23 protein-coding genes are annotated in these 20,677 nt (G+C 63.9%); 7 read left to right on the top strand and 16 right to left on the bottom strand.

Annotated elements, in window-relative coordinates; genetic code table 11:
• From RMCB_RS12630 to RMCB_RS12600, 7 genes are all read right to left on the bottom strand, one after another.
• The coding region (locus tag RMCB_RS12630) for a DUF222 domain-containing protein (protein WP_084388452.1) at positions 1–937 on the bottom strand (937 nt) is incomplete at its 3' end.
• A gap of 174 nt (positions 938–1,111) precedes the next feature.
• Positions 1,112–1,993 (bottom strand): universal stress protein, encoded by an 882-nt coding sequence (locus RMCB_RS12625; protein ID WP_062829057.1) that lies wholly within the window; start codon positions 1,991–1,993, stop codon positions 1,112–1,114.
• 149 nt (positions 1,994–2,142) lie between these two features.
• Positions 2,143–2,961, bottom strand: coding sequence for a universal stress protein (locus tag RMCB_RS12620; RefSeq protein ID WP_062829056.1), 819 nt, complete (start codon positions 2,959–2,961; stop codon positions 2,143–2,145).
• A 21-nt stretch (positions 2,962–2,982) separates the two neighbouring features.
• A complete protein-coding gene (locus RMCB_RS12615) occupies positions 2,983–4,344 on the bottom strand; it encodes an MprF family protein (RefSeq protein WP_234792092.1) in 1,362 nt (453 codons plus the stop codon).
• Between the two features lie 200 nt (positions 4,345–4,544).
• Entirely contained in the window at positions 4,545–5,192 is a 648-nt protein-coding gene (locus tag RMCB_RS12610; RefSeq protein WP_062829055.1) for a response regulator transcription factor, read from the bottom strand.
• Positions 5,193–5,234: 42 nt separating this feature from the next.
• A complete protein-coding gene (locus RMCB_RS12605; RefSeq protein ID WP_201028284.1) occupies positions 5,235–5,855 on the bottom strand; it encodes a universal stress protein in 621 nt (206 codons plus the stop codon).
• A 59-nt stretch (positions 5,856–5,914) separates the two neighbouring features.
• On the bottom strand, positions 5,915–6,961 hold the full coding sequence (locus RMCB_RS12600; RefSeq protein WP_062829054.1) for a zinc-dependent alcohol dehydrogenase family protein: 1,047 nt from the start codon (positions 6,959–6,961) through the stop codon (positions 5,915–5,917).
• 44 nt (positions 6,962–7,005) lie between these two features.
• Between RMCB_RS12600 and RMCB_RS37040 the strand changes: the two genes are divergently transcribed.
• From RMCB_RS37040 to RMCB_RS12580, 4 genes are all read left to right on the top strand, one after another.
• Positions 7,006–7,791 (top strand): Rv1733c family protein, encoded by a 786-nt coding sequence (locus RMCB_RS37040; protein WP_456152460.1) that lies wholly within the window; start codon positions 7,006–7,008, stop codon positions 7,789–7,791.
• Positions 7,792–7,918: 127 nt separating this feature from the next.
• Positions 7,919–8,383, top strand: a complete 465-nt coding sequence (locus RMCB_RS12590) for a hypothetical protein (protein ID WP_062829052.1) — start codon at positions 7,919–7,921, stop codon at positions 8,381–8,383.
• An 11-nt stretch (positions 8,384–8,394) separates the two neighbouring features.
• Positions 8,395–9,225: a universal stress protein gene (locus RMCB_RS12585; RefSeq protein ID WP_062829051.1), complete on the top strand. Its 831-nt coding sequence runs from the start codon at positions 8,395–8,397 to the stop codon at positions 9,223–9,225.
• 94 nt (positions 9,226–9,319) lie between these two features.
• Complete coding sequence (locus tag RMCB_RS12580; RefSeq protein ID WP_062829050.1) at positions 9,320–10,330, top strand: Acg family FMN-binding oxidoreductase; 1,011 nt, start codon at positions 9,320–9,322, stop codon at positions 10,328–10,330.
• 19 nt (positions 10,331–10,349) lie between these two features.
• Here the strand turns inward: RMCB_RS12580 and RMCB_RS12575 are convergent, their stop codons facing one another.
• Both RMCB_RS12575 and RMCB_RS12570 read right to left on the bottom strand, forming a co-directional pair.
• Positions 10,350–10,883, bottom strand: a complete 534-nt coding sequence (locus RMCB_RS12575) for a GNAT family N-acetyltransferase (RefSeq protein ID WP_109784271.1) — start codon at positions 10,881–10,883, stop codon at positions 10,350–10,352.
• A 6-nt stretch (positions 10,884–10,889) separates the two neighbouring features.
• Entirely contained in the window at positions 10,890–11,714 is an 825-nt protein-coding gene (locus tag RMCB_RS12570; protein ID WP_062829059.1) for a universal stress protein, read from the bottom strand.
• 243 nt (positions 11,715–11,957) lie between these two features.
• On the opposite strand from RMCB_RS12570, the gene RMCB_RS12565 reads away from it, so the two are divergent.
• A complete protein-coding gene (locus tag RMCB_RS12565; protein WP_062829048.1) occupies positions 11,958–13,400 on the top strand; it encodes a bifunctional aminoglycoside phosphotransferase/ATP-binding protein in 1,443 nt (480 codons plus the stop codon).
• A 22-nt stretch (positions 13,401–13,422) separates the two neighbouring features.
• Here RMCB_RS12565 and RMCB_RS12560 read toward each other — a convergent pair whose 3' ends face one another.
• The 6 genes from RMCB_RS12560 to RMCB_RS12535 are packed head-to-tail and all read right to left on the bottom strand — an operon-like array spanning position 13,423 to position 18,879.
• Entirely contained in the window at positions 13,423–14,076 is a 654-nt protein-coding gene (locus RMCB_RS12560; RefSeq protein WP_062829047.1) for a response regulator transcription factor, read from the bottom strand.
• Positions 14,070–14,978 carry a universal stress protein gene (locus tag RMCB_RS12555; RefSeq protein WP_063979609.1) on the bottom strand — a complete coding sequence of 303 codons (909 nt, stop codon included), beginning with the start codon at positions 14,976–14,978 and terminating at the stop codon, positions 14,070–14,072. The genes RMCB_RS12560 and RMCB_RS12555 overlap by 7 nt, the downstream gene beginning before the upstream one ends.
• A 48-nt stretch (positions 14,979–15,026) precedes the next feature.
• The gene (locus RMCB_RS12550) at positions 15,027–16,019 is read right to left on the bottom strand and encodes an Acg family FMN-binding oxidoreductase (RefSeq protein WP_062829046.1); all 993 of its coding nucleotides are present in this window, start codon (positions 16,017–16,019) and stop codon (positions 15,027–15,029) included.
• Between the two features lie 36 nt (positions 16,020–16,055).
• A complete protein-coding gene (locus RMCB_RS12545; RefSeq protein ID WP_062829045.1) occupies positions 16,056–17,051 on the bottom strand; it encodes an Acg family FMN-binding oxidoreductase in 996 nt (331 codons plus the stop codon).
• 15 nt (positions 17,052–17,066) lie between these two features.
• Entirely contained in the window at positions 17,067–17,945 is an 879-nt protein-coding gene (locus tag RMCB_RS12540) for a slipin family protein (RefSeq protein WP_084388449.1), read from the bottom strand.
• Positions 17,946–17,997: 52 nt separating this feature from the next.
• Positions 17,998–18,879, bottom strand: a complete 882-nt coding sequence (locus RMCB_RS12535) for a universal stress protein (RefSeq protein ID WP_062829044.1) — start codon at positions 18,877–18,879, stop codon at positions 17,998–18,000.
• A gap of 268 nt (positions 18,880–19,147) precedes the next feature.
• Here RMCB_RS12535 and RMCB_RS12530 point away from each other — a divergent pair, with 268 nt between their 5' ends.
• Entirely contained in the window at positions 19,148–19,411 is a 264-nt protein-coding gene (locus tag RMCB_RS12530; RefSeq protein WP_029367429.1) for an SHOCT domain-containing protein, read from the top strand.
• Positions 19,412–19,602: 191 nt separating this feature from the next.
• Positions 19,603–20,097 (top strand): hypothetical protein, encoded by a 495-nt coding sequence (locus RMCB_RS12525; RefSeq protein ID WP_308213629.1) that lies wholly within the window; start codon positions 19,603–19,605, stop codon positions 20,095–20,097.
• Between the two features lie 131 nt (positions 20,098–20,228).
• Here RMCB_RS12525 and RMCB_RS12520 read toward each other — a convergent pair.
• Positions 20,229–20,677: HNH endonuclease signature motif containing protein (locus RMCB_RS12520; RefSeq protein ID WP_131805518.1), on the bottom strand; the 449-nt coding region annotated here is incomplete at its 5' end.

Genomic DNA, 20,677 nt, shown 5'->3' with positions numbered 1-20,677 from the left:
GGCGGTTGATGGTGCGGGTGGTCCGGCCTGTCCCGATGGGTTGGCTGTGGCGTTCGAACCAGACTTCGCAGGTGGCATCACAGGATAGGTAGCGGCGTTCCTCGTCGCTGAGCACCGGGCCCAGATGCAGGGCCGCGACGGGTTTGTCGCCGTGTTTGTCGAGGTCGAGGTGGACGACCACGGTGGTGCGTTGTCCGTGGGGGCGGCGTGCCACGTCGGCATCCCAACCCGCCTCGATCAAGCTCATGAATGCATCGACGGTGGTGGGGAACGGCGGTGTCTGCTCGGAGGGCTGCTCGGCCGTGCCCTCGGCTGCGTCGTGGTCTCCGGTTTCGTGGTCGCGTTTCCATGCGGCGATCAGTGCGTCGCGGTGCGAGGCCATCCCGGCGTCGAATTCTTCTGCCTCCAACCGCGGCAGGGTGATTTTGTACGTCGTGGAGTCGTCGTGCACCTCTCGCGTGAACGACCGCTCCGGTTCGGGTGCTGGTTCGGCTTCGGGTTCTGGTTCGGGTCGGGGTTCCAGTTTCACGGCGGTGCGCAACTGGGCGACGGTGGCGACGGCGGCGAGTTCGGCGTAGTGGGCGTCGGATCCGTCGGCGGCTCGTTCGGCGATCACGCCGACCTGATCCAGGGACAGGCGGCCTTCGCGGAGGGCTTGGGTGCACAGCGGGAATTCTTCGGCGCGTCGGGCGACCGCCACGACGGTGTCGGCGTTGTGTGGGGTGATGCCGGTTTTCCACGCCACCAAACCCGCGATTGACCGTGCGCCGGTGGCGCCGCACAGTTCGTCGCGGTCCAACTCGGCGACGATGTCGACGATGCGTCCGTCGATGGCGTTGCGTTGACCGACCAGTTCGGACAGTTCCGCGATCAACACCTCAAGCCGCTGGGCGGGGCTTACCGCGTCAGTGTTGAAAGGTGTTGCGTCCGAGGACATGAACTCATTATTGCAGTCAGGTCCGACAAATTCTGGGCGCTGCGATTCGACAGCAATTCACCGGGATAGCCGTCTGAAAAGAACGTGAACAAAGGGGTTTCGAATATCAGAACCGGTGCTCGATGAGCGTGAGCCGATCGTCAGTGCGTACCCCAGTGGTCCAGCCACACGACCCTAGCTGCGGACGACGATCACCGGCACCCGCGCAGCTTGCGCGACGGCCGAACTCACCGATCCGAGAAGCATGCCGGCGAATCCGCCTCGCCCGTGGCTGCCCACGACGACGAGTTGAGCGTGCTGTGACTCATCGACGAGCCACCGAGCGGGTTGATCGCTGACTATTCGCCTGTGTACCTGGACGTCTGGGTACTTCTCGCCCCAGCCCGCCAGCCGTTCGCCGAGCACCTCGTGGCCCTCGTCTTCGTAACGGCGCCAGTCCATGCCGAAAATCGGAAACACGGGAACATCACTCCACGCGTGTAGTGCCACAAGATCGACGCCGCGCCGCGATGCCTCGTCGAACGCCAGCGAGGTTGCACCCTCAGATGCGGGCGAACCATCGATCCCCAGCAGGACTGGGGAAGTGGCGGCGACGGAACGGGTTCCGTCAGCGTGGATGACCGCGACCGGGCAATGCGCATGATGAAGCAAGCCGCTGCTGACCGACCCGAGGATGACCCGCTCGAGAGCCCCCAAGCCCTGACTACCGACCACGATCATCTGTGCCCGGGCAGATGCGTGGGTCAGCTCGGATACGGCGATGCCCGCCCGCACGTCAGTACGGACACTCGGCGGCTGAGCATCGCCAATGCCTGCAAGGAACAGTTTTTGGGCTTGCGTTATGACTTGATGTGCGTTCTCTTGCTGCCACTCGGTGATGGACCCCTGCATGGGCGCGATGGGCCAGCTCACCACGACCGGTTCGATGATGTGCAGCAGCGTCACCGAGGCTGTTCGCATGATCGCTTCACGCGCGGCCCACTCGACGGCCGCGTTCGATGCAGCCGACCCGTCGACCGCGACAACCATTTGGTATTCGCCTACGTTCGGGCTCATTTCGACCTCTCCTGTCCGGTGCCTGCGATGCGTTGCGCGGTACCCTCGGCAGTTGACATTAGGCCGCGACCAACCCGCACAGACAGGGTCGTAAGTCCATCCGTATGACGCCGGCGGTCACCGGGCGCGGTGACCAATGGAGAAGTCGGCTACTGACGCACGATGAGCACTGAGCACTCGGGGTGGCGGGTAAGCGAACGAGAATGCGGCCCTACGATATTGGCTACCTCGTCGGCATCGGCGCAGGGTAGGACGACCATGTCGACCGGCTCGGTGTGCTCCGCCAGAAACTGGCTGATGCCTGCCGCCCCGGCCGTGACATGGATACGTACATGCGGATGGCGTTCCTGCCACCGCGCTGTGCGGCGGTCCAGTTCGTCGTAGGGCGTGTCGCCGAAATCGCGTTCCCAAACCCCCACTGCCAAAACGGATCGTCCACGTAGGGCAGCTTCGGCGACAGCAGTGCCGATGACATGGTCATCGCCGTCGAATGCGCCGACAGGCACCGCGATCATTCCCGGGCCGGACGATTGCCGAGACGGGTGACGCCGGATGATTGCGACGGGACAATGTGCATTTTCGGCGACAGAAGTGGCGGTAGATCCGAACAGTGACTCGGCGAACCGGCCGATGCCGCTGGAACCGACGCAGATCATCGCTGCGTGGCGCGACTCCTCGATCAGATTGGCGCCCGGACTGCCTTCTAGCACAGCCGATTCGACCTTCACCGATCGTCCTGCGGCATCGATGGCTGTCCGGGCTGACCTCAAGCTCGTCTGGGCGTATTCCTGACTCATGCGCAACTCGTCGCCTGAAGCATCGCTGCCCCCGCGGTCGATGGACGACACCAGCCTCAGTGGGACGTCCCGAGCCTCGGCTTCGTCGATCGCCCACAGCGCGGCGTCCAGAGCCGCGGCAGACCCGTCAATACCGACGACGACCGGGTAGTTGCCGTTCGATGTGGCCATTGATTTCTCCTGTCCAGTGCATCAGATCGTGGCTGTTGGGGTGACGGTCCCGGGTGCGGGTTGGCGGTCGCGGTGGGGCGTGAATTCCACTGCGAGCAGGATCGCCGCGGCGCCAACGATGTGGGTCGGAGGAATCAGCACATATCTTTCTTCGCCCATGGCGTCGAACTTGCGCAGGTAGCGGTAGAGCGATTCCAGTTTGACGAACCGGTCGAGAAGATGGGCCAGGATGCGGAGTGCCCGCGCTGCCGTACTGTTGTCGGATGCGCGGGCGAACAGGTCGGGAAACGGTGCGAATGCCAGCGAAACACGCCGTATTCCACGAGTTTTCGCCCAGGCGACCATGTCGACGCTGAGCCGCTCATCGATTCCGTTGGGCGCATCTGGGCGACGCCACGGCAGGTCGAGACTGAGATCTGTGTCGGCGCCGGCGATGGTGTACCGCTGGAAGCCCTGTATTCGACCAGCACGGTCGCGGGCGATGATCAGCCAAACGCCCGGGAAATGCCCGGACAACGTGCCGCCCAGCATCATCGCAAATCCGCGTTCTGCGCCGACAGCCTTGTGCGAGCTGACCATCACCTTGTGCAGCTCCTCGTGCAGTCGCGGATCCAGTGCGTTCTCGGCGACGACTTCTGTTGTCACACCGGCGTTGCGGGTGCGCTGCACGGCCTGGCGAAGGTTGCGCTTGCGTCGTCCTGTGAGCGTGAACCGGGCGACGTCGATCACGACGTCGCGACCGATCGGTACCGCCCACAGGTGGCTTCCTATCGCAGAGTGGTTCCGCCACAACGTCAAACAGGAGGCCGATGCGCCGAGCACCACGATCCGCCACCCTCGGCTGCTGCACAGTGAGGCCAATTCGTCGACGACCTCGCCGTAGCGGGCAGAACTTCCTATCGGGTCGCCGCTCACCACGGCGAATCCTCCAATCGCACGATACGCGAGTGCAGCAGTCGCATCAGTGCTGAATACGTAACTCTTGTCTGTCGCCATCGCGAATGCTGCCAGCGGATCGCCTTCGGTGGCTTTCACCAGTGTCCACACCCGTGGCAAGGCGTCGGGTTCTGGTCGGGATCGGGTGGGGCGCACCAGCAGGACTGCTGCTACGACGATTCCTGCGGTGGCCGCGCCGGTGTGGCCTTGCGAGTTGACGAGGATCGCCAACATCAGTACCACCGATGCCAGGCCGGCATGGGTGGCTGTCACGGGACGGCCGAGTTTCAACCCGCGTCCGATCACCGCGAGCCCGATGACTGCGGCGACCACTTCAGGGGCAGTCGGCGTCGGCAGACCGAGAAAGTGCGGATCGGCATGCCAGATCACGAAACCCGCTGCGGCGACGACAGTCAGAACGACGACACTTACAACAACGACAGCCACAACAACAGAGATCTCCGCTGCCGCCCTACCGTTCGAACGGTGCACGTCGGTGGACTCAGACGCTGTACTGCGTGCACGGGTAGGCGGGCGACCAGATGGCTTCATGGCGCCTCCCTGTGGCCAGCGCGTCAAACGGTTTGGTCAGACACTCCTATCGTTTCGTCGCCGGCCCACCGCGTCGAGGGTCCAAAGGCCCCATTTCAGTCGCGTTGACGTGACCGATGATCCAGCTGTGACGCAAACACTGCAGCCTGGGTACGTCGCTGCATCCCGAGCTTCGACAGCAATCGGGAGACGTAATTTTTCACCGTCTTCTCTGCCAGGAACATTCGGTCGGCGATCTGCTTGTTGGTCAGGCCTTCACCGAGCAATTCCAACAGCTCACGTTCCTGCCCACTGAGTGCCGACAAGGGATCGCGGTGCTGCGCTGTTTCGCGAAGTTTGTCCATCAATGCCGCAGCCGCCCGGTTGTCGAGCAGGGATCGTCCGGCGCCGACTGTCTTGATCGCTTCGGCGAGCGCCATTCCCTTGATGTCCTTGATCACGTAGCCGCTGGCACCGGCCAGAATCGCACTGAGCATGGCCTCGTCGGAGGTGTAAGAGGTCAGCATCAGACACTTGAGATTCGGCAGGTGCGCCAAGAGGTCCCGGCACAGTTCGATGCCGCTCCCGTCGGGAAGACTCACATCGAGGACGGCGACATCCGGCCGCAACGCGGGGAGCTGGGCCATCGCCTGGGCTACCGTGCCGGCTTCACCCACGATCTCGAGTTCGGGATCAGAACTCAGCAGTCCGACCAGCCCGCGCCGGACGACCTCGTGATCGTCGACAAGGAAAACGGTCACCATGGCAGCGGACCTTCCTTGCTCGCGTCGATGGGACGGGCCGAGTTAGGGACAGACGAACATGGGGCGGGTGGCGCCGCGAGTTTCGTTGCCCTGTTGCCCCACGATCAGTAGTTGGATCGGATCACCTGGGTGATCGTCACCATCGGCTGCAGAGGCACCGCCCGGCTGGGATGCGGTGATATACGGTCCGCAATCACTGCCGATGACCGCCACGGGACACGCGGCCGCGGCCGGCAGTGCCATGGCGGTTGAACCCGGACGTTGGTCACCGACTGCGTGGGTGAGCCCGAACGATCCGACACAGAGCATGTCGGCCGATTCCGACGCAGTGAGCAAGACGGCCGCCGGCTCGCCATGAAGTACCGCCCATTCGATCTTCACGGGCTTCTCTGTCGACTCCAGCGCAATCCGCGCTTGGCGGATGGCGATATCGGCGCGTGCCAGATCCCGCGAGGCTTCTTGGCCATCAAAGCCATCGCCGTTACGCGGTTCCACGACATAGATCAATCTCAGCGGAACGTTGCGGCTTACGGCCTCGTCTGTTGCCCACAGTGCGGCATTCAGCGCACAGCGCGAACCGTCGATACCGACGACGATGCCCGGTGAGGATCGCGGTGTCGATGTCATATCCAAGCTCCCAGAAAAATCAGGTCTGTTCGGCACCGACGCTAGTGCGGCGACGGACTGAGCGTCAGGGCCAAAAGTCCCTCATGCGTGGTCGCTCAGTGATGTCTTGTGAGAACAACTTTTAACGCACCGGTGTCGCCGGGCGTGCTGAATACCCGGTAGGCGTCCTCGAAGTCATCCAGGGAAAACCGGTGAGTGATCATCGGGGCGACATCGATCTGGCGATTGGCGACCAGGTCGATCAGCGTGGGGGTGGCGTGGGTGTCGACCAAACCTGTCGTGATGGTGAGGTTCTTGCCCCAGATGTCTTCCAGGTGAAGGGTCGCGGGTGCGCCGTGGACGCCGACGTTGGCGACGCGCCCGCCCGCGCGGACGAGTTGGACCGCTTGTTCGAAGGTCGCCGGTGTACCGACGGCTTCGATCGCCACGTCGGCTCCGAGCCCATCGGTCATTTGCGCCACCAAGCCGCGTACCGACTGTCGGTCGGCGTTGATGACGGTATCGGCACCGAACTTGAGCGCTGCTTCCAGTCGTGAGTCGGCGATGTCGATGACAATCACGTGCTTCGGGCTGTACAACCGGGCTGTCATGATCGCAGCCAGACCGATCGGGCCTGCGCCGATGATCGCCACGGTGTCTCCGGGCCGTACGCCGGCGGCGAGGATCCCGACCTCGTAGGAGGTGGGCAGAATATCGGCGAGCATGACCATTTCTTCGTCGCTGACGCCTTCAGGTAGTCGATAGGTCGAGTTGTCGGCGAAAGGCACCCGGACGTACTCGGCCTGTGTTCCGTCGATACGGTGCCCCAGGATCCAGCCGCCTCCGCCGAGGCATTGTCCGTATTGTCCGTCTCGGCAGTACCGGCAACTGCCACACGCGCTGATGCACGACACCAGGATCCGGTCACCGGGGGCGATGGTCCGCACGGCAGCACCGACCTCGGTCACCCTGCCGACCGCCTCGTGACCGAGTATCCGGCCCCGTGTCACCTCTGGTACATCACCTTTGAGAATGTGCAGGTCGGTTCCGCAGATGGTGACCGCATCGACGCGGACCACCGCATCGGTGTCGTCGAGAATCTCGGGCTGCGGAGCATCGGTCCAGGAAGGCATTCCCGGGCCGGTATAGATCAAGGCTTTCACCTGCGCTACCTCCTTGAGGGATCGGATGATTCGGATCTTGATGGATGTTCGCGGTGCCGCGCAGCGGCCGTGTGACCCCGAGGATGGGGACCAAAGACCTCAGTCCCACCTGGACGATGACGATTGACATACACGGCGAGGACGTTGGGCTCTGCCGCAGAGATAGCGGGCTGGCGGAATCTGATGACCGGCGCGCCTTGGCCGGCGCAGCGTCCCGTGAGGAGGCCGTCATGGACGAATACACCTGGAGCGCAAGGCCGTGTCTCCTTGCCAGATACGTCGGCCGACATCCTCTGATACGTCCGAGCGATCGGCTTGAAGCATGGGTAGTCCTGATCGCCTCACTCGTGGTCGTGCTGACTGTTCCTTTTGCCGCGGCGATCGGCACCGCGACGCATGATCGGGAGCTGCAGGTCGCGCTACGACAGGCCGCCGAGCGGCAGACCGTGGTCGCCACGGTGGCGGGCGGCAGTACTCTTGTGGCGCAGCCGGGTCGCGTGACGTTCGGAACGCCGGTGCGCTGGTCGGTGGGTCCTGCAGTGCACACGGGCTGGCTCGAGAGCTCCGAACGGTTGCAATCGGGCGATCGGGTAACGGTGTGGGTCAACGATTTCGGCGATCAGGTCGGACCGCCACTGTCACGCGAACAAGCCACGACGATGGCGATCGCAACGGCGGCCTTGACGTGGTTGATGGTGGTCGCAGTCTTGTCCACGGTGGTGCAGGTGGTGCAGTGGCGTCTCGACCGGAGCAGGTACGCGGAATGGACGCGGGAGTGGCAGCTGCTGGACCGCGACGACAACGGGCGCCGGGAGAACCGCCGTTCGTAGTCGACCTACATGGCCGAAAGTGCGTTCAGGCGACGACCTTTGACTCTATCCCCCATGGTTTCTCGGTGGTCCGATTGCCAACAGGACCAACAGGTTTCAATCAGGCTCGACCCGAATCGAGGACGACGTGAATGCCATTCAGCAAGCTCAGAGAACACGCAGTTTTTCCCGCGTCATCGGGCCGTTCTACGCCATCGCCGGCACGGTGGTCGTGCTCCGGGCACCGGACATGCGCACGATGCTGACCGAGTTCACCGGTAGTTCCGTATGGCCGTGGATCACAGGGGCATTCGTGCTCACGGGCGGTATCGCGATCATCGCCTTCCACCAGTACTGGCGCGGTCTGGCGGCGATTCTCGTGTCGTTGGTGGGCTGGGGGATGGCGGTCAAGGGCCTGTTTCTGATGGCTTTCCCGGAGGCTTACGTGCGGCTCGCGGATCACCTGATCGGTGCCACGACGGCGTGGCGAGGCGCATATCTGCTCGGTGTGCTGATGGGTGTCTACCTGACCTATGTCGGGTGGATTGCCCAGCCTGAGCGCGCAGCGGCGCGGGCCACGGCTACCACGCGTGATCTCCCGCGCGCTGCATGAGGACCGTACCGATGACTACTACAACGCTGACTGCTACAACGCTGACTGCTACGACGCCCACGGGACCGGTCGTTGTCGGCGTCGACGGCTCGACGTCGGCGGAATACGCGGCATTGTGGGCGGCGAAGGAAGCAGTCGTTCGAAACGCCGTGCTGCGCCTCGTATATGCAGCAGACGAGGACGACACGGATATCAATCAGACGATGGCCGAGGCCCGAACTGCTCTGCACCGCGCCTGGGAAGCGGTCACCGATACCGGCGCCGAGGTGAAGCTCGAATCCGAGATTCTTTTCGGTGAGCCGGTGGATTGTCTGGTCGCGGCCTCGCGTGGAGCGTCGATGCTGTGTGTCGGTGCCGGTGAAGGGCGGGGCGCAACGTCGGCCGCGCTGGCCAAGCGGGCGGCAGGGCCGGTCGCGGTCATCCGCCGCCGCACGCCGGAACCGCTGAGCCTCCGCAAGTGGATAGTCGTCGTGCTCGATGAAACCGACTCCGCTCTCGACGCACTGCGAGCCGCGATGCGCGAGGCCGGCCTCCGCGATGCCCCGGTCCTGGTGCTGGAATCGTGGTCACATGGCCGGCACACCGACACTGCCAATACAGCACGCCACCCCGTACGGACCGTACTCGAGGAGTATTTGACCGGACCGGGCGCGAGCGTCGACGTGCAGCTGTCTACATTGCCCATGCCGACCCACTTGCTACACCTGCTACACCAGTGCGTCAGCATCGACCAGCTGTTGGTCGTCGCCGCCGATCATCACGCGCTGGTCGAGGAGCTGACCAGCCCACGCGCTCGCGAAATTCTGCGCGGAACAGATTGCTCGTTGCTCTTCACGCGATGACAGGTCACGACAAGTGGGGACTTGTTCCTCTATCTGGAAGTTCACAGCGGACAGATAGTGAATAAGACGAATTCCCGATAGAAGGTAACCCGAGATGAATGCCCATTTTCCCGATATCGAGACGGTCCGCGCAGCGTTGTCGCTCGCGAATCGTGCACCGTCCGTGCATAATTCGCAGCCATGGCGATGGCGGGTGGGGGCACAGAGCATCCATCTGTACGTCGACATGTCGCAACACCTGCCGCACACCGATCCGGACCGTCGCGATCTCGTTGTCAGCTGTGGCACGGCGCTCAACCATTGTGTCGTCGCGCTCGCCGCGCTCGGCTGGCAATCGAAAGTCAGTTACCTGCCGAATCCGGCCGATCCGGACCACCTGGCATCGATTCAGCCGCATCCACTCCAGCCGGGGCCCGTCGATGTCGCACTGGCCGCGGCGATCCCGCGTCGGCGCACCGATCGCCGCCACTACAGTTCGTGGACGGTTCCGCCTGGTGACATCGCAGTGATGGGATCTCGCGTTGCGCGGATGGGGGTCGCCATGCGCCGGGTCGACGTCACGGCGAACTTTCATGCACTGCTTGCCTCGGCTGTCCGCCAGCATCTGAGCGATGCCGAGTACCTGACCGAATTGACCCAGTGGAGCGGAAGATACGCGGCTACCGCAGGCGTCCCTGCGCGCAATACCCCCGAATCCGACCCCGACGACGCGATACCCGCGCGGCTGTTCGCCGGCCCCGTGTTGGCGCAGTCGCCAGACGGCACTGATCACCGCGACGGTGCGACAGTGCTCGCGCTGGGGACCGCGACGGACGGCGTGGTGCACCGGTTGCGAGCCGGCGAGGCGACGAGCATGATCCTGCTCACTGCTACAGCTTCGGGGTTGTCCAGTTGCCCGATCACCGAGCCGTTGGAGGTCGTGGCCAGTCGCGAGAGCATCCGCAAGGGTGTGTTCGACGGGGAAAGCTATCCGCAGATGCTGTTGCGTATCGGTTGGGCGCCGGTCAATGCCGACCCGCTGCCTGCGACGCCCCGCCGGCCGTTCCACGAGCTCGTGACGCGGTTGGATGGGTCGCCCTTCGACAGCGGAGAGCCGTTCGAATAGAGGCGGCACAGCGCGTCGGCTATCGGACGTTGTCGAGGTCGATGTCGATACTGAGTACGCCTGCATCGTTGTGTCGGGTTGTCGGCCATCCAGCATCGGAGATGACCCGGCACATCGCGCGATTCTCGGCGAGAACGTCGGCAACAAAGTGATGTTGCCCCGCGTCACGGGCCAGGCAGCCGACGGCACGCAACAGTGCGGTGCCCACGCCGCGCTCGTGCTGGTCGTGGGCTACCACCACCGCGACCTCTGCGTAGCCCGGCCGATCCGTCTGGGCGTAGTTGGCGACCCCGATCAGCTCACCGGCTTCGAATGCGCCGATCGCCACGATCCCCGCCGCCGGCGCGGTCAGCGACAGCGCCCACTCGCCGATGTAGGCGGGATGGGCGGTGAAAAACCGCATGTACCGTTCCCGGTCGTCCAGCGTCAGCGCCAGCGCCAGTACCGCGTCGTAGTCCTCCGTGATCAAGCGCCGGATCGTAACGGGAGAACCGTCCAGAAGCGTGGCGTCCCTGGTGAAGTCATCTGCTGTGCTGACCTTGTCCATTGCCATGGCGCGTCAACGCACAACCATGACCGAGCATTCCGGGTGTGAGGTGAACGGTCGGTCATGTGGTCCGATGATCCGTGGGAGGTCGGCGACGTCATGAGTTCCGAGCACGACGAGCTGAACAAGTTCTGTTCCGTTGTCTGCCAAGAATTCGGGCAGACCCCACCTGGTCGATACGGGATACATGTGGATGTCCGGATGCCGTCGACGCCACTTCGCCACACGGTATTCGAGCTCTTCGGCAGGCACACCGACAGCCGTATCGCACCACACCCCTAAGGCAAGAACTGGTGCGTTCCGCAGCCGAGCCTCGTCGACACTCCGTGCCACAACGAGGTCATTGTCAGGTCGGTCGTCTATCCCGACCACGATCCAGTCGGTTCGTGCCGAAGTAGGGGCCGAAGTGCGACGTCGGACGATGAGGACTGTGCAGTGCGCGTTTTCAGCCAGTGCGGCCGCGGTCGACCCCAGTAGTCGGCGCACGATAAACCCCATTCCGACCGATCCGACGCAGACCATCGCCGCTGAGCATGACTCATCGACCAGCGCGGCCGCAGGAGACCCCCAGCGGATATCGCTTTCCACCTTGACCGTCTTGCCGGTCGCCTCGATGGCCGATGACGCAGCACGCAAAGCGCTTTCGCCGTAATGCAGCTCGGGACGATAGACGTCGATGGGAATCGACGGCTCAAGCGGAATCCCTGTCGCGTGGACGAGACGCAGCGGCACCTCGCGGTGGACAGCCTCATCGACTGCCCACAACGCGGCAGTCAGGGCAGCTTGCGATCCGTCCACGCCGACCACAACGGGCCGGACGTCGGTTGCAGTCGTCATTGTGGCTCCTCCGACCTGGTCCACTCGGTGATGAGTTGACGGTAGGACGTGGCCCTCTATAGGTCTGGAGGCTTTGGTCGATCTGGCCCGGAGCAAAGGTCACTTTCGGGTACCACGTGTCATGCCTGCTGCAACCAACCCGGGACCGCAGGACTTTGGACTCTGTGACTCTCACTGCCAAGTGCGGGATCGTGGATGGTGTTCGGTACAACGCGACGGCCCGATCAAGGACAAGGCTGGCAGATGAACCCAGAGATTCACGAAACCCACACCGGTATGGTGGTTTTGGTGGGAGACCGAGCGTACAAGGTCAAGAAACCGGTAGTGACGGACTTCCTCGACTTCAGTTCGGTCGAACGACGCGAGCAGGTCTGTGCCCGCGAAGTCGAGCTCAACAGAAGGCTGGCGCCCGACAGCTACCTCGGCGTCGGACATTTCGACAACGCCGGACAATATGCGGCTGAACCCGTGATCATCATGCGCCGCTACCCGGACTCGTTGCGGCTGGCGACCATGGTCGCCGCCGGCGAACCGGTAGAGGAGCACCTCGCGAGGATCGCCGAGATACTCGCCCGTTTCCACGATCGAGCCGAAAGATCTTCCGCGATCGATGTGTACGGAACGGGTGCCAAAATCACCGAGCTGTGGCAGGAAAACTTGACGGAGCTGCGACGTTACAGCGGCACCATTCTGCCCGAGGACGGGGTCGCCGAGGTGACCAGCCTGGCGACTCGATACCTGTCGGGCAGAACAGAACTGTTTGCGGCGCGCATCGCCGAACGTCATATTGTCGACGGTCACGGTGATCTGCGGGCCGATGACATCTTCTGCCTGCCGGATGGACCGGCTCTGCTCGACTGCCTGGAGTTCGACGACCGGTTGCGTTGTCTCGACCGCGTCGACGACGCCGCGTTCCTCGTGATGGACCTGGAGTTCCTGGGCCGTGAGGACCTGGCCGCGACGTTCCAGTCGCAGTATGTGCGGTTGACCGCCGATTCAGCGCCGAAGTCGCTGTGGCATCTCTACATCAGCTATCGCGCTGTCGTTCGTGCGAAAGTCGACTGCATCCGATTCGGCCAAGGCATCACCGATGCGCGGGCTGATGCCCAGCGCCATCTGGACATAGCGCTCGCGCACCTACGGACGGGGACCGTACGACTGATCCTGGTCGGCGGAGGACCGGGAACCGGCAAGACCACGTTGGCGCTGGCCCTCTCAGAGCGCGTGGAGGCCGACGTCATATCGACCGACGACGTGCGACGCGAATTACTCGAATCGGGTGTCATCGCAGGTTCGGAGGGCGTCTTCGAAAGTGGACTCTATCTGGCCGAGAATGTGAACGCCGTCTACGACGAGGTGCTGCGGCGTGCTGCGGTGGCGCTGGCCGGGGGACGAACCGCGATCCTCGACGGCACCTGGCGCAACGCCGGGCATCGAAGGCGGGCACGTGAGATCGCCGATGAATACCATTGCCCGACAACAGAGCTCGTGTGCTCGACGCCGCTTCGAGAAGCGATGGATCGAATCAGCAGGCGGGCCGGCGGAACCTCCGACGCCACGCCGGCGATCGCTGCCGCCATGGCCGGCGACGAGTACGCGTGGAGCGGGTCCCATCGGATCGACACCACCCGCAGCATTGCCGAATCCGTCCGCGAATCCTACGAGTTCTGCTGTCAGGCCGGCTGATACGGCTGAGGACGCGTCGCGGTCACTCGTGGTGCGTTCCGTGGTGGTCGCGCTCGAACTTGGAGATGAACACCGCCGCCTGGGTTCGCCGTTCCATGCCCAGCTTGGCCAACAACCTGGAAACGTAGTTCTTGACCGTCTTCTCGGCGAGGAACATCCGCGCGGCGATCTGCTTGTTGGTGAGGCCCTCGCCGAGGAGTTCGAGCAGGACGTGTTCCTGATCGCTCAGCTCCGAGAGTGGATCGTTGTGCTCGGCGAGGCCCCGTAACTTGGCCATGAGCGCCGTCGCCGCCCGGTTGTCGAGCAACGATCGTCCGGCAGCAACCTCCTTGATGGCGTTGGCCAGTTCCATGCCTTTGATGTCCTTGACGACATATCCACTGGCACCGGCCAAGATGGCATCGATCATCGCCTCTTCGGAGGTGTAGGACGTCAGCATGAGGCACCGCAGCTCGGGAAACTGCGACAGCAGGTCACGACACAACTCGATGCCGTTGCCATCGGGTAACCGCACGTCGAGGACAGCGACGTCGGGTTTCAGGGCCGGGATCCGGGCAAGCGCCTGCGCGACCGAACCGGCTTCGCCCACAACCTCGAGTTCCTCGTCGGCGCCCAGCAGTTCGATCAGTCCGCGGCGGACGATCTCATGATCGTCGACGAGAAAGACCTTTACCATGCGACACGCTCCTTACGGCCGTGACCATTGGTTTCACTCACAGAATACGTCCCGGACCCGCAGATCAACACAGAACAGCCGGCGTCATGTAGTGCGCTGCTTCCAGGTGCGGCGACCATTTCCCTGATGCCCGAGCCGCGTTCCCGGGCCACGACCAGAAGTTGGATCGCACTGATGTTCCTCGCCAGATAGCTCAGAGTGTTGCCGTGAAGGGCCACCGCGCGCACGTCGACTTCGGGGTAAAGCTCGCGCCAGTGCGAGAGCCGGTGTTCGAGATCGGCCTTCGCCAGGCGGTCGCCACGGGCTGTTGCACAGCTGTCATGGATATCGGTGTAGTGGGAGCGTCGGGCGGTCAGCACCCGCAGCGGCGCCTTGCGCAATCTCGCTTCCTCCAGCCCCAGGCGCAGCGGGTCGTCGTCGAGGCACGAAGAATCCAATTCCACGGCAACACAGCGCTGCTGCGTGTCGACTGTCTGCCGAATGATGGCGAGCGGACATGGTGTGGTGCCGGCCAAAGCAGCCGGTATCGCGCCGATGCGACCGCTTTCGAGCCGCCCCGTGCCCGTGGCACCCACACAGATCATCGCCGCGGTTTCGGCGGCGACCCGCAGAGCTCTCTCCGGCCGATCGATCAGCACCTCGACCTCCACCTTGACAGGCCGGCCTGTCGACTCGATCGCGGCGACCGCATTTTCGGTCGCGATCTCGGCCATCGCAAAGACGCTGTGGCTGTCGCAGCGTTGATCGCTCGACGGCTGATCAGGATCGATCGCGTACGCAAGCCTCAGTGGAATGTCTCTGCCGACCGCTTCGTCCACCGACCACAGGGCGGCGGCCACCGCGGACTGCGAGTCGTCGATACCGACGACAACCGCAGACCCTGAGTTGGGGCGTTGTCCCATCGGTGCCTCCGTTGCGTCAGTGAGTGGATGACCTCGTCGTGGATCCGGTCATCGGCCGTCGGTACGGACCTCGAGTACTTCGTCGATCGGTCGCCGAGGGGTCGCCGGCGGGACGTCGTCCAGCGCCGGTGCGAGGCCTACCCGGATGAGAACCTGTGGTGTGGTCGGCTGTCCGATCAATGTCGCCACCACCTGCCGACTGGCAGGGAGTTCGGTGATGTGCGTCAGCGTGCAGGTGGCCAGTCCGGCGAGTGTCGCGTCGAGCAACACGGCAGAGAGCGTTTCGCCGCACTGCAACATGGCGCAGTGGCTGTCGTCGTAGGTCGACAGCACCACGATCTTGGAGTGGTCCTCGGCCACGTCGCGACGCCGCTCGTGATGATCGGTGGCGGGGAAGGACCTTCCCACATCGACCCGTTCGCTCTCCTCGGCCGAGACCAGTGAACTGTGCGGAATTCCCTGTCGCGCTGAGAAATCAGAAGTCCACCACGCGAGCTCTGAATGGTAGGACGAGTCGTAGAGGCGAAGCGACTCTGTCATCTGCGAGGCCTTGGCGAGCTCAGGGCGAAGGTCGTCGTCCACCACGTCGATGCGTACGAGTTCGGCGTTCACGCTTGAGCGCAGGCTCGGCTCAACTGATTCCCAGTCCGGCGGCGCTGCGAACGGCAGTCGATCGGTTCGTCGCAGCAGTATGGCGTCGGCTCGGCGTCGGTGACCGTCGGTCACGAATCCGAGCGGGCTGAAATCGACGGAAGCCAGGTGGTGAAGATCGTTCGGGTTGGGGAATCGATCCACATTCGCCCGCCACCCGGCGGCAGCCATCGCCACCCGGAAATGATCGAGAACCGCGCCGCAGCCGATCAGCGCCTCTCGACCGGAAGTATCGGCGTGCCGGGGAGCACGGTCCGGGTCGACAAAGAGCTCCACGGTCCGGCCCACGGCGACCCATCGCCACGGCTGGCTGTTGTGCAGCGATGGCGCACGGCAGGCCAATATCACTGCGTCCCTGATGATCTGGGTGTCGACCATGACGTCGCGCATCACGAACCTCGCCTTCTGCGTGCATTCAAGAGTCGGTCACCGGACGTGCAGTATGTCGCTCACGGCGCGCCGCGGCGTCCGGCCCGGCACCGGATTGGTTTCGGGCGCGAGGCCGACCCGGACGAGCACCTGTGGCTCGGTGTTCCGGCCAGTGATCGCGCGCACCATCTCCCGGCTGGCGTGCACCTCGATCATGTGTGTCAGCGGGCACGTCGCGAAACCTGCTGCCGTGCATTCCAGCAAGACCCTTGACAGCACTTCGCCGCAACGCAATGTGCTCTCGCGGCTGTCATCGAAGGTCGACAGGACCACGACCTTGGAATGATCGCTGTCCACCTGCGGCCTTCGGTCGCCGACTCCGTAAGTAGGGAAGTCGCGTGCGATGTCGACATGCGACGCTTCGACGGTAGATGGCAGCACCCCGGTGGAAAGGCCGTCGTCCATCCGGGAATGTCCGGCCCACCATAGCAATTCGTAGCGGTACGAGGCGTCCTCACGGCGGTATTGTTCGGTGCGCCGCGACACATCGGCGAGAGCCGGTCGTCCGCTTTCGTCGATGATGTCGAGGCTGACGCCAGTGCCGTCGGCCAGTGTCTCCAGCAATCGGTGCAGTTCCGCCCATGGCTCGGGTGCTGCGAAAGCCAGGCGGTCGGTGCGCCGTATCGAAATCGCCTCGCCCAGGGCATGTTCATGCTCGGTCACGGCGTCGGCGTCGTGAAAGCTGATCGACGCGAGGTAATCCTGATCCTCTTGGCCCGGGCATCTGTCGATGAGCGGGTGCCAGCCGTAGAACGCGGAGGCCACTTGCAAGTGATCGAGCATCGCGCCGCAGCTGAGGATCACCTCGCGCCCCGTGCTGTCGGTGTGCGGCCCGACGCGGCCGTGGTCGGCGAACAGACGTAGCGTGCCGGCCTCATAGTCGCATCGCCACGGCTGGCTGTTGTGCAGTGACGGTGCACGGCAGGCCAATCCAACTATCGCAGCGAGATCTGTGGTTCCGAAAGCCGCGCGCTGGGTGGTTTGATCGGTCATCGGGTGATCTCCTTGTCAGGAGGCCGAGAGCGAGTTCGCCCGCTCGTCGGCCAGCTTCGCTGTACTCAATTGCTTGCCGGCGGCCACGCTGTGGGCAAAGTCGCTGGGATGACCTGTCGCCGAGTGGGATTCGTGAGCCAGGAATGTGGTCAGTTCGCCGATCGCGCTCATGAGCGGCGCGGGAAAGACCACCGTGGTGTTCTTCTCGACGCCGAGTTCGGCGAGTGTCTGCAGGTTGCGCAGCTGCAGAGCCAATGGGTGGCGCATCATCGTGTCCGAGGCCTCACCGAGGGCGGCGGCTGCGCGAGCTTCGCCCTCGGCGGCAATGATCTTGGCGCGCTTCTCGCGCTCAGCCTCAGCTTCCCGGGCCATGGCCCGCTTCATGCTGTCAGGTAACTGGATGTCTTTGAGCTCGACCAAAGTCACCTCCACGCCCCAGACCAGGGTCGTGGTGTCGAGGATCTCTCGGATATTGCCGTTGATCATCGATGTTTCGGCCAGCACCTCGTCAAGTGAGTGCTGCCCGACCACATTTCGGAGCGTGGTTTGGGCGATCTGGTCGATCGCGGACGAGACGTTCTCGATCGTCACCACTGCTTTGCGCGCATCGACCACCCGGAAGTAGGCGACCGCGGCGATGTCGACGCTCACGTTGTCTTTCGTGATGATGCCCTGGGACTGGATCGGCATCGTCACAATCCGCAAGGACACCCGCCACAGCCGGTCGATGACCGGGATGATCAGCCGTAGTCCGGGATCTCGGACAGCGATCACGCGGCCCAGCCGAAAGTGCACACCGCGTTCGTACTGCTTGATCACCCGAATTGACGAAATGAGCAGTGCTACAAGGACAATTGCCAGGATGACGATTGCGCCGAGACTGGTGGTGTTCATGACCGAACTTCCTCACTTGCGAAATTCTGCCGGTATGGCGAGGCCGTCCGTGTCAGTCCTGACGGGCGACGATCACGGGGACGCGGGCCCCGTGTACCACCGCTGAGCCGACCGATCCAAGTAGCATGCCGGCGAATCCGCCTCGGCCGTGGCTTCCGACTACGATGAGCTGGGCCGTCTCGGCTTGTGCCAGCAAAGCGGCGATCGAGTCGTCGCGCACCACCATCCGCCGTACGACGACGTCCGGATATCGTTCTTGCCAGCCCGCCAGACGTTGAGCCAGCGTTTCGTCTGCGCTGGCACATACATTGGCCCACGGTAGTGGCAATTCGCCGGGCCATTCGGCATCGATCCAGGCGTGTACAGCCACCAGCTCGACATTGCGCCAGGAGGCCTCGTCGAACGCCAGAGCCGTAGCGGCTTCCGATGCCGGCGAACCGTCGATACCCACCACGACGGGCGCATGCCTGCGTTCGGGAGGTAATTGATCACGCACGACGGCGACTGGGCAGTGTGCGTGATGGACCAGTGCGGTGCTTACCGATCCGAGCATCCCCCGAGCCAACGCACGGCGGCCGTGCGAGCCGACCACAATGATCGCGAATTGCTTGGTGAGATCGCGAAGCACCGGCACGACCGGGCCACAAGGTGTCTCGGTCTGGATCCGTAGCGAGTCGCCGGCCGGGGTCTCGCGCGCGACGCGGATCGCATCTTGGATCATTCGTCGCGCTTCTTCTTCCTGCCACTCGCCGAAATCCTCGGGCAGCGGGCTACCGATCATGCCGACCGGTGACCAGTCAGCCGTCAGCGGGCTGATCACATGCACGATAGTCAGCTGCGCATCGCGCATCACCGCTTCTCGGGCTGCCCAGCGCACGGCCACATCACTCTGCGACGAGCCGTCTACGGCAACGAGAATCCCTTCGTGAGACATGGGCTTTCTCCCTTGTTGTCGAGGGTTGCCCGCCGGGTAACCCATGCCGTGGAGCGAAATCCGCTTGTACGAATGAGCCTAGGTATGGCTTCCGGTCAATTCGCGGGCCTTTGGTCCTCAACCCATGCGGACAAAGGTCAGGGAACGCATCGAGGGGACTGTTGTCGCGTGATTGCGGACCAAAGCCTCTACGTCACCGATCAGGGCTGGCGGATCGTGTGGGCTGAACGAAGTGGCGTTGTTGACCGCGTACGAAGGGAGCGGTGCGATGTGCGGCTGGGACGGTAGCGGATGGATGTGGAACGGTGGTTTGGGCTGGATCATGAGCGCCGCGGTGTTCACGATGCTGTTCGCGGTGGTGATCACCGGTATCGTGCTGGGCGTGCGCTACCTGGCCAGTGGGCGCCATGGCGCGCCAGCGGCACCACAGGGCCGCGCCGCCGAAGATGTTCTCGGAGAACGCCTGGCCAGCGGTGAAATCGACGACAACGAATATCGGCAGCGCATGGCAACGCTGCGTGAGCACCGCTGATCGGCATGAGTGCGCACCGTGCCCGGCTGGTGCTCGCCATCGCGGCCGCGTCGGTCATTCTCGGCATTATTGCTACCGTGGTCGTACACGCGGTCGGGTTGGTTGCCGGTCCGGTGTCGAGGAGCGAAGGAGCCTCTTTTCTCAAAGGGAGGGCGATGTGGCGCCAATATCCCGCTGCTGCATTGTGTTCCGTGCCAGCACTGCCGGGCACCGTCGTCGATGTCAATCTCACCGACATGGGATCGATGATGGGCCCGGTGAGCCGCGGCATGATGACGCGAGCCGGGATGGTAGGACCGCGCCTGATGCCCGGCATGGCCATGATGCGAATACTGGTGTACCCCAACCCGATTCCGGCGGGCGAGGTGTCGCTGCGGGCCACGAACACCGGTGGTCTGAGTCACGAGCTGGTCGTACTGCCACTGGCAACCGGGCAGCTGCCCGGGCAACGGCCGAGTGGTCCCGATGGTCGCGTCGACGAATCCGGCAGTCTCGGTGAGGTATCCCGCTCTTGTGGGCCAGGCAAAGGCGACGAGCAGTCGCCCGACTACGGCATCGTCCCGCAAGCTTCCGGTTGGACCACTCTCTCCCTGGCGCCCGGACGCTACGAGCTGATCTGCAACATCGCCGGCCACTACGTGGCTGGGATGTCCGCTGAACTCGATGTCACCGGTGTGCCGAGTTAGCCCAACTTTCGGTGAGCCGGTCAGTTTCCGGAACCGTTGAGGCACAGTAATCTTCGGCTAATCCCGAGCTCTCGCGTGAATGTGTTTGGTGGCCAGCGTGGTTCGGCCCGTGTGGTGGTCGGGGTTGTGCCCTAGTTGGGTGATGGTGGTGGTTTTGGTTGGAAGGGGGTGTACCACCACCAGTCGGCGCGTTCGCCGGTGGGTCCGCGGTAGGGCGGGACATCGGGTGGGGGTGTGGTTGGTGGCCGGGCTTGGGATCCGGGGTGGAGTTGTCGGCCGGTGGTGTCGGTGACGGTGAGTTGGTGGGCGGGGCCGGTGATGGTGATGCCGCCTTTGTGGTGTAGCCGGTGGTGGTATGGGCAGAGCAGTGCGAGGTTGTCGAGGTTGGTGGGGCCGCCGTCTTCCCAGTGGATGATGTGGTGGGCGTGGAGTCCGCGGGTGGCGCCGCAGCCGGGTATTGCGCAGCAGCGGTGGCGGTGTTCTAGGGCGCGGCGCAGTCGGCGGTTGATGGTGCGGGTGGTCCGGCCTGTCCCGATGGGTTGGCTGTGGCGTTCGAACCAGACTTCGCAGGTGGCATCAC

The sequence above is a fragment of the Mycolicibacterium brisbanense genome, from assembly GCF_001570425.1.
GTDB classification, from domain to species: Bacteria; Actinomycetota; Actinomycetes; order Mycobacteriales; family Mycobacteriaceae; genus Mycobacterium; species Mycobacterium brisbanense.
This window is presented reverse-complemented; position numbering and strand designations above follow the sequence as displayed.

Excerpts from the sequence above, each read along its gene's own strand:
- RMCB_RS12625 (WP_062829057.1), bottom strand. The coding sequence starts at position 1,993 with ATGAGCCCGAACGTAGGCGAATACCAAATGGTTGTCGCGGTCGACGGG.
- RMCB_RS12535 (WP_062829044.1), bottom strand. The coding sequence starts at position 18,879 with ATGTCTCACGAAGGGATTCTCGTTGCCGTAGACGGCTCGTCGCAGAGT.
- RMCB_RS12555 (WP_063979609.1), bottom strand. The coding sequence starts at position 14,978 with ATGGGACAACGCCCCAACTCAGGGTCTGCGGTTGTCGTCGGTATCGAC.
- RMCB_RS12580 (WP_062829050.1), top strand. The coding sequence starts at position 9,320 with ATGAATGCCCATTTTCCCGATATCGAGACGGTCCGCGCAGCGTTGTCG.
- RMCB_RS12560 (WP_062829047.1), bottom strand. The coding sequence starts at position 14,076 with ATGGTAAAGGTCTTTCTCGTCGACGATCATGAGATCGTCCGCCGCGGA.
- RMCB_RS37040 (WP_456152460.1), top strand. The coding sequence starts at position 7,006 with ATGTTCGCGGTGCCGCGCAGCGGCCGTGTGACCCCGAGGATGGGGACC.
- RMCB_RS12620 (WP_062829056.1), bottom strand. The coding sequence starts at position 2,961 with ATGGCCACATCGAACGGCAACTACCCGGTCGTCGTCGGTATTGACGGG.
- RMCB_RS12540 (WP_084388449.1), bottom strand. The coding sequence starts at position 17,945 with ATGAACACCACCAGTCTCGGCGCAATCGTCATCCTGGCAATTGTCCTT.
- RMCB_RS12565 (WP_062829048.1), top strand. The coding sequence starts at position 11,958 with ATGAACCCAGAGATTCACGAAACCCACACCGGTATGGTGGTTTTGGTG.
- RMCB_RS12570 (WP_062829059.1), bottom strand. The coding sequence starts at position 11,714 with ATGACGACTGCAACCGACGTCCGGCCCGTTGTGGTCGGCGTGGACGGA.
- RMCB_RS12545 (WP_062829045.1), bottom strand. The coding sequence starts at position 17,051 with ATGACCGATCAAACCACCCAGCGCGCGGCTTTCGGAACCACAGATCTC.
- RMCB_RS12610 (WP_062829055.1), bottom strand. The coding sequence starts at position 5,192 with ATGGTGACCGTTTTCCTTGTCGACGATCACGAGGTCGTCCGGCGCGGG.
- RMCB_RS12530 (WP_029367429.1), top strand. The coding sequence starts at position 19,148 with ATGTGCGGCTGGGACGGTAGCGGATGGATGTGGAACGGTGGTTTGGGC.
- RMCB_RS12575 (WP_109784271.1), bottom strand. The coding sequence starts at position 10,883 with ATGGCAATGGACAAGGTCAGCACAGCAGATGACTTCACCAGGGACGCC.
- RMCB_RS12585 (WP_062829051.1), top strand. The coding sequence starts at position 8,395 with ATGACTACTACAACGCTGACTGCTACAACGCTGACTGCTACGACGCCC.
- RMCB_RS12550 (WP_062829046.1), bottom strand. The coding sequence starts at position 16,019 with ATGCGCGACGTCATGGTCGACACCCAGATCATCAGGGACGCAGTGATA.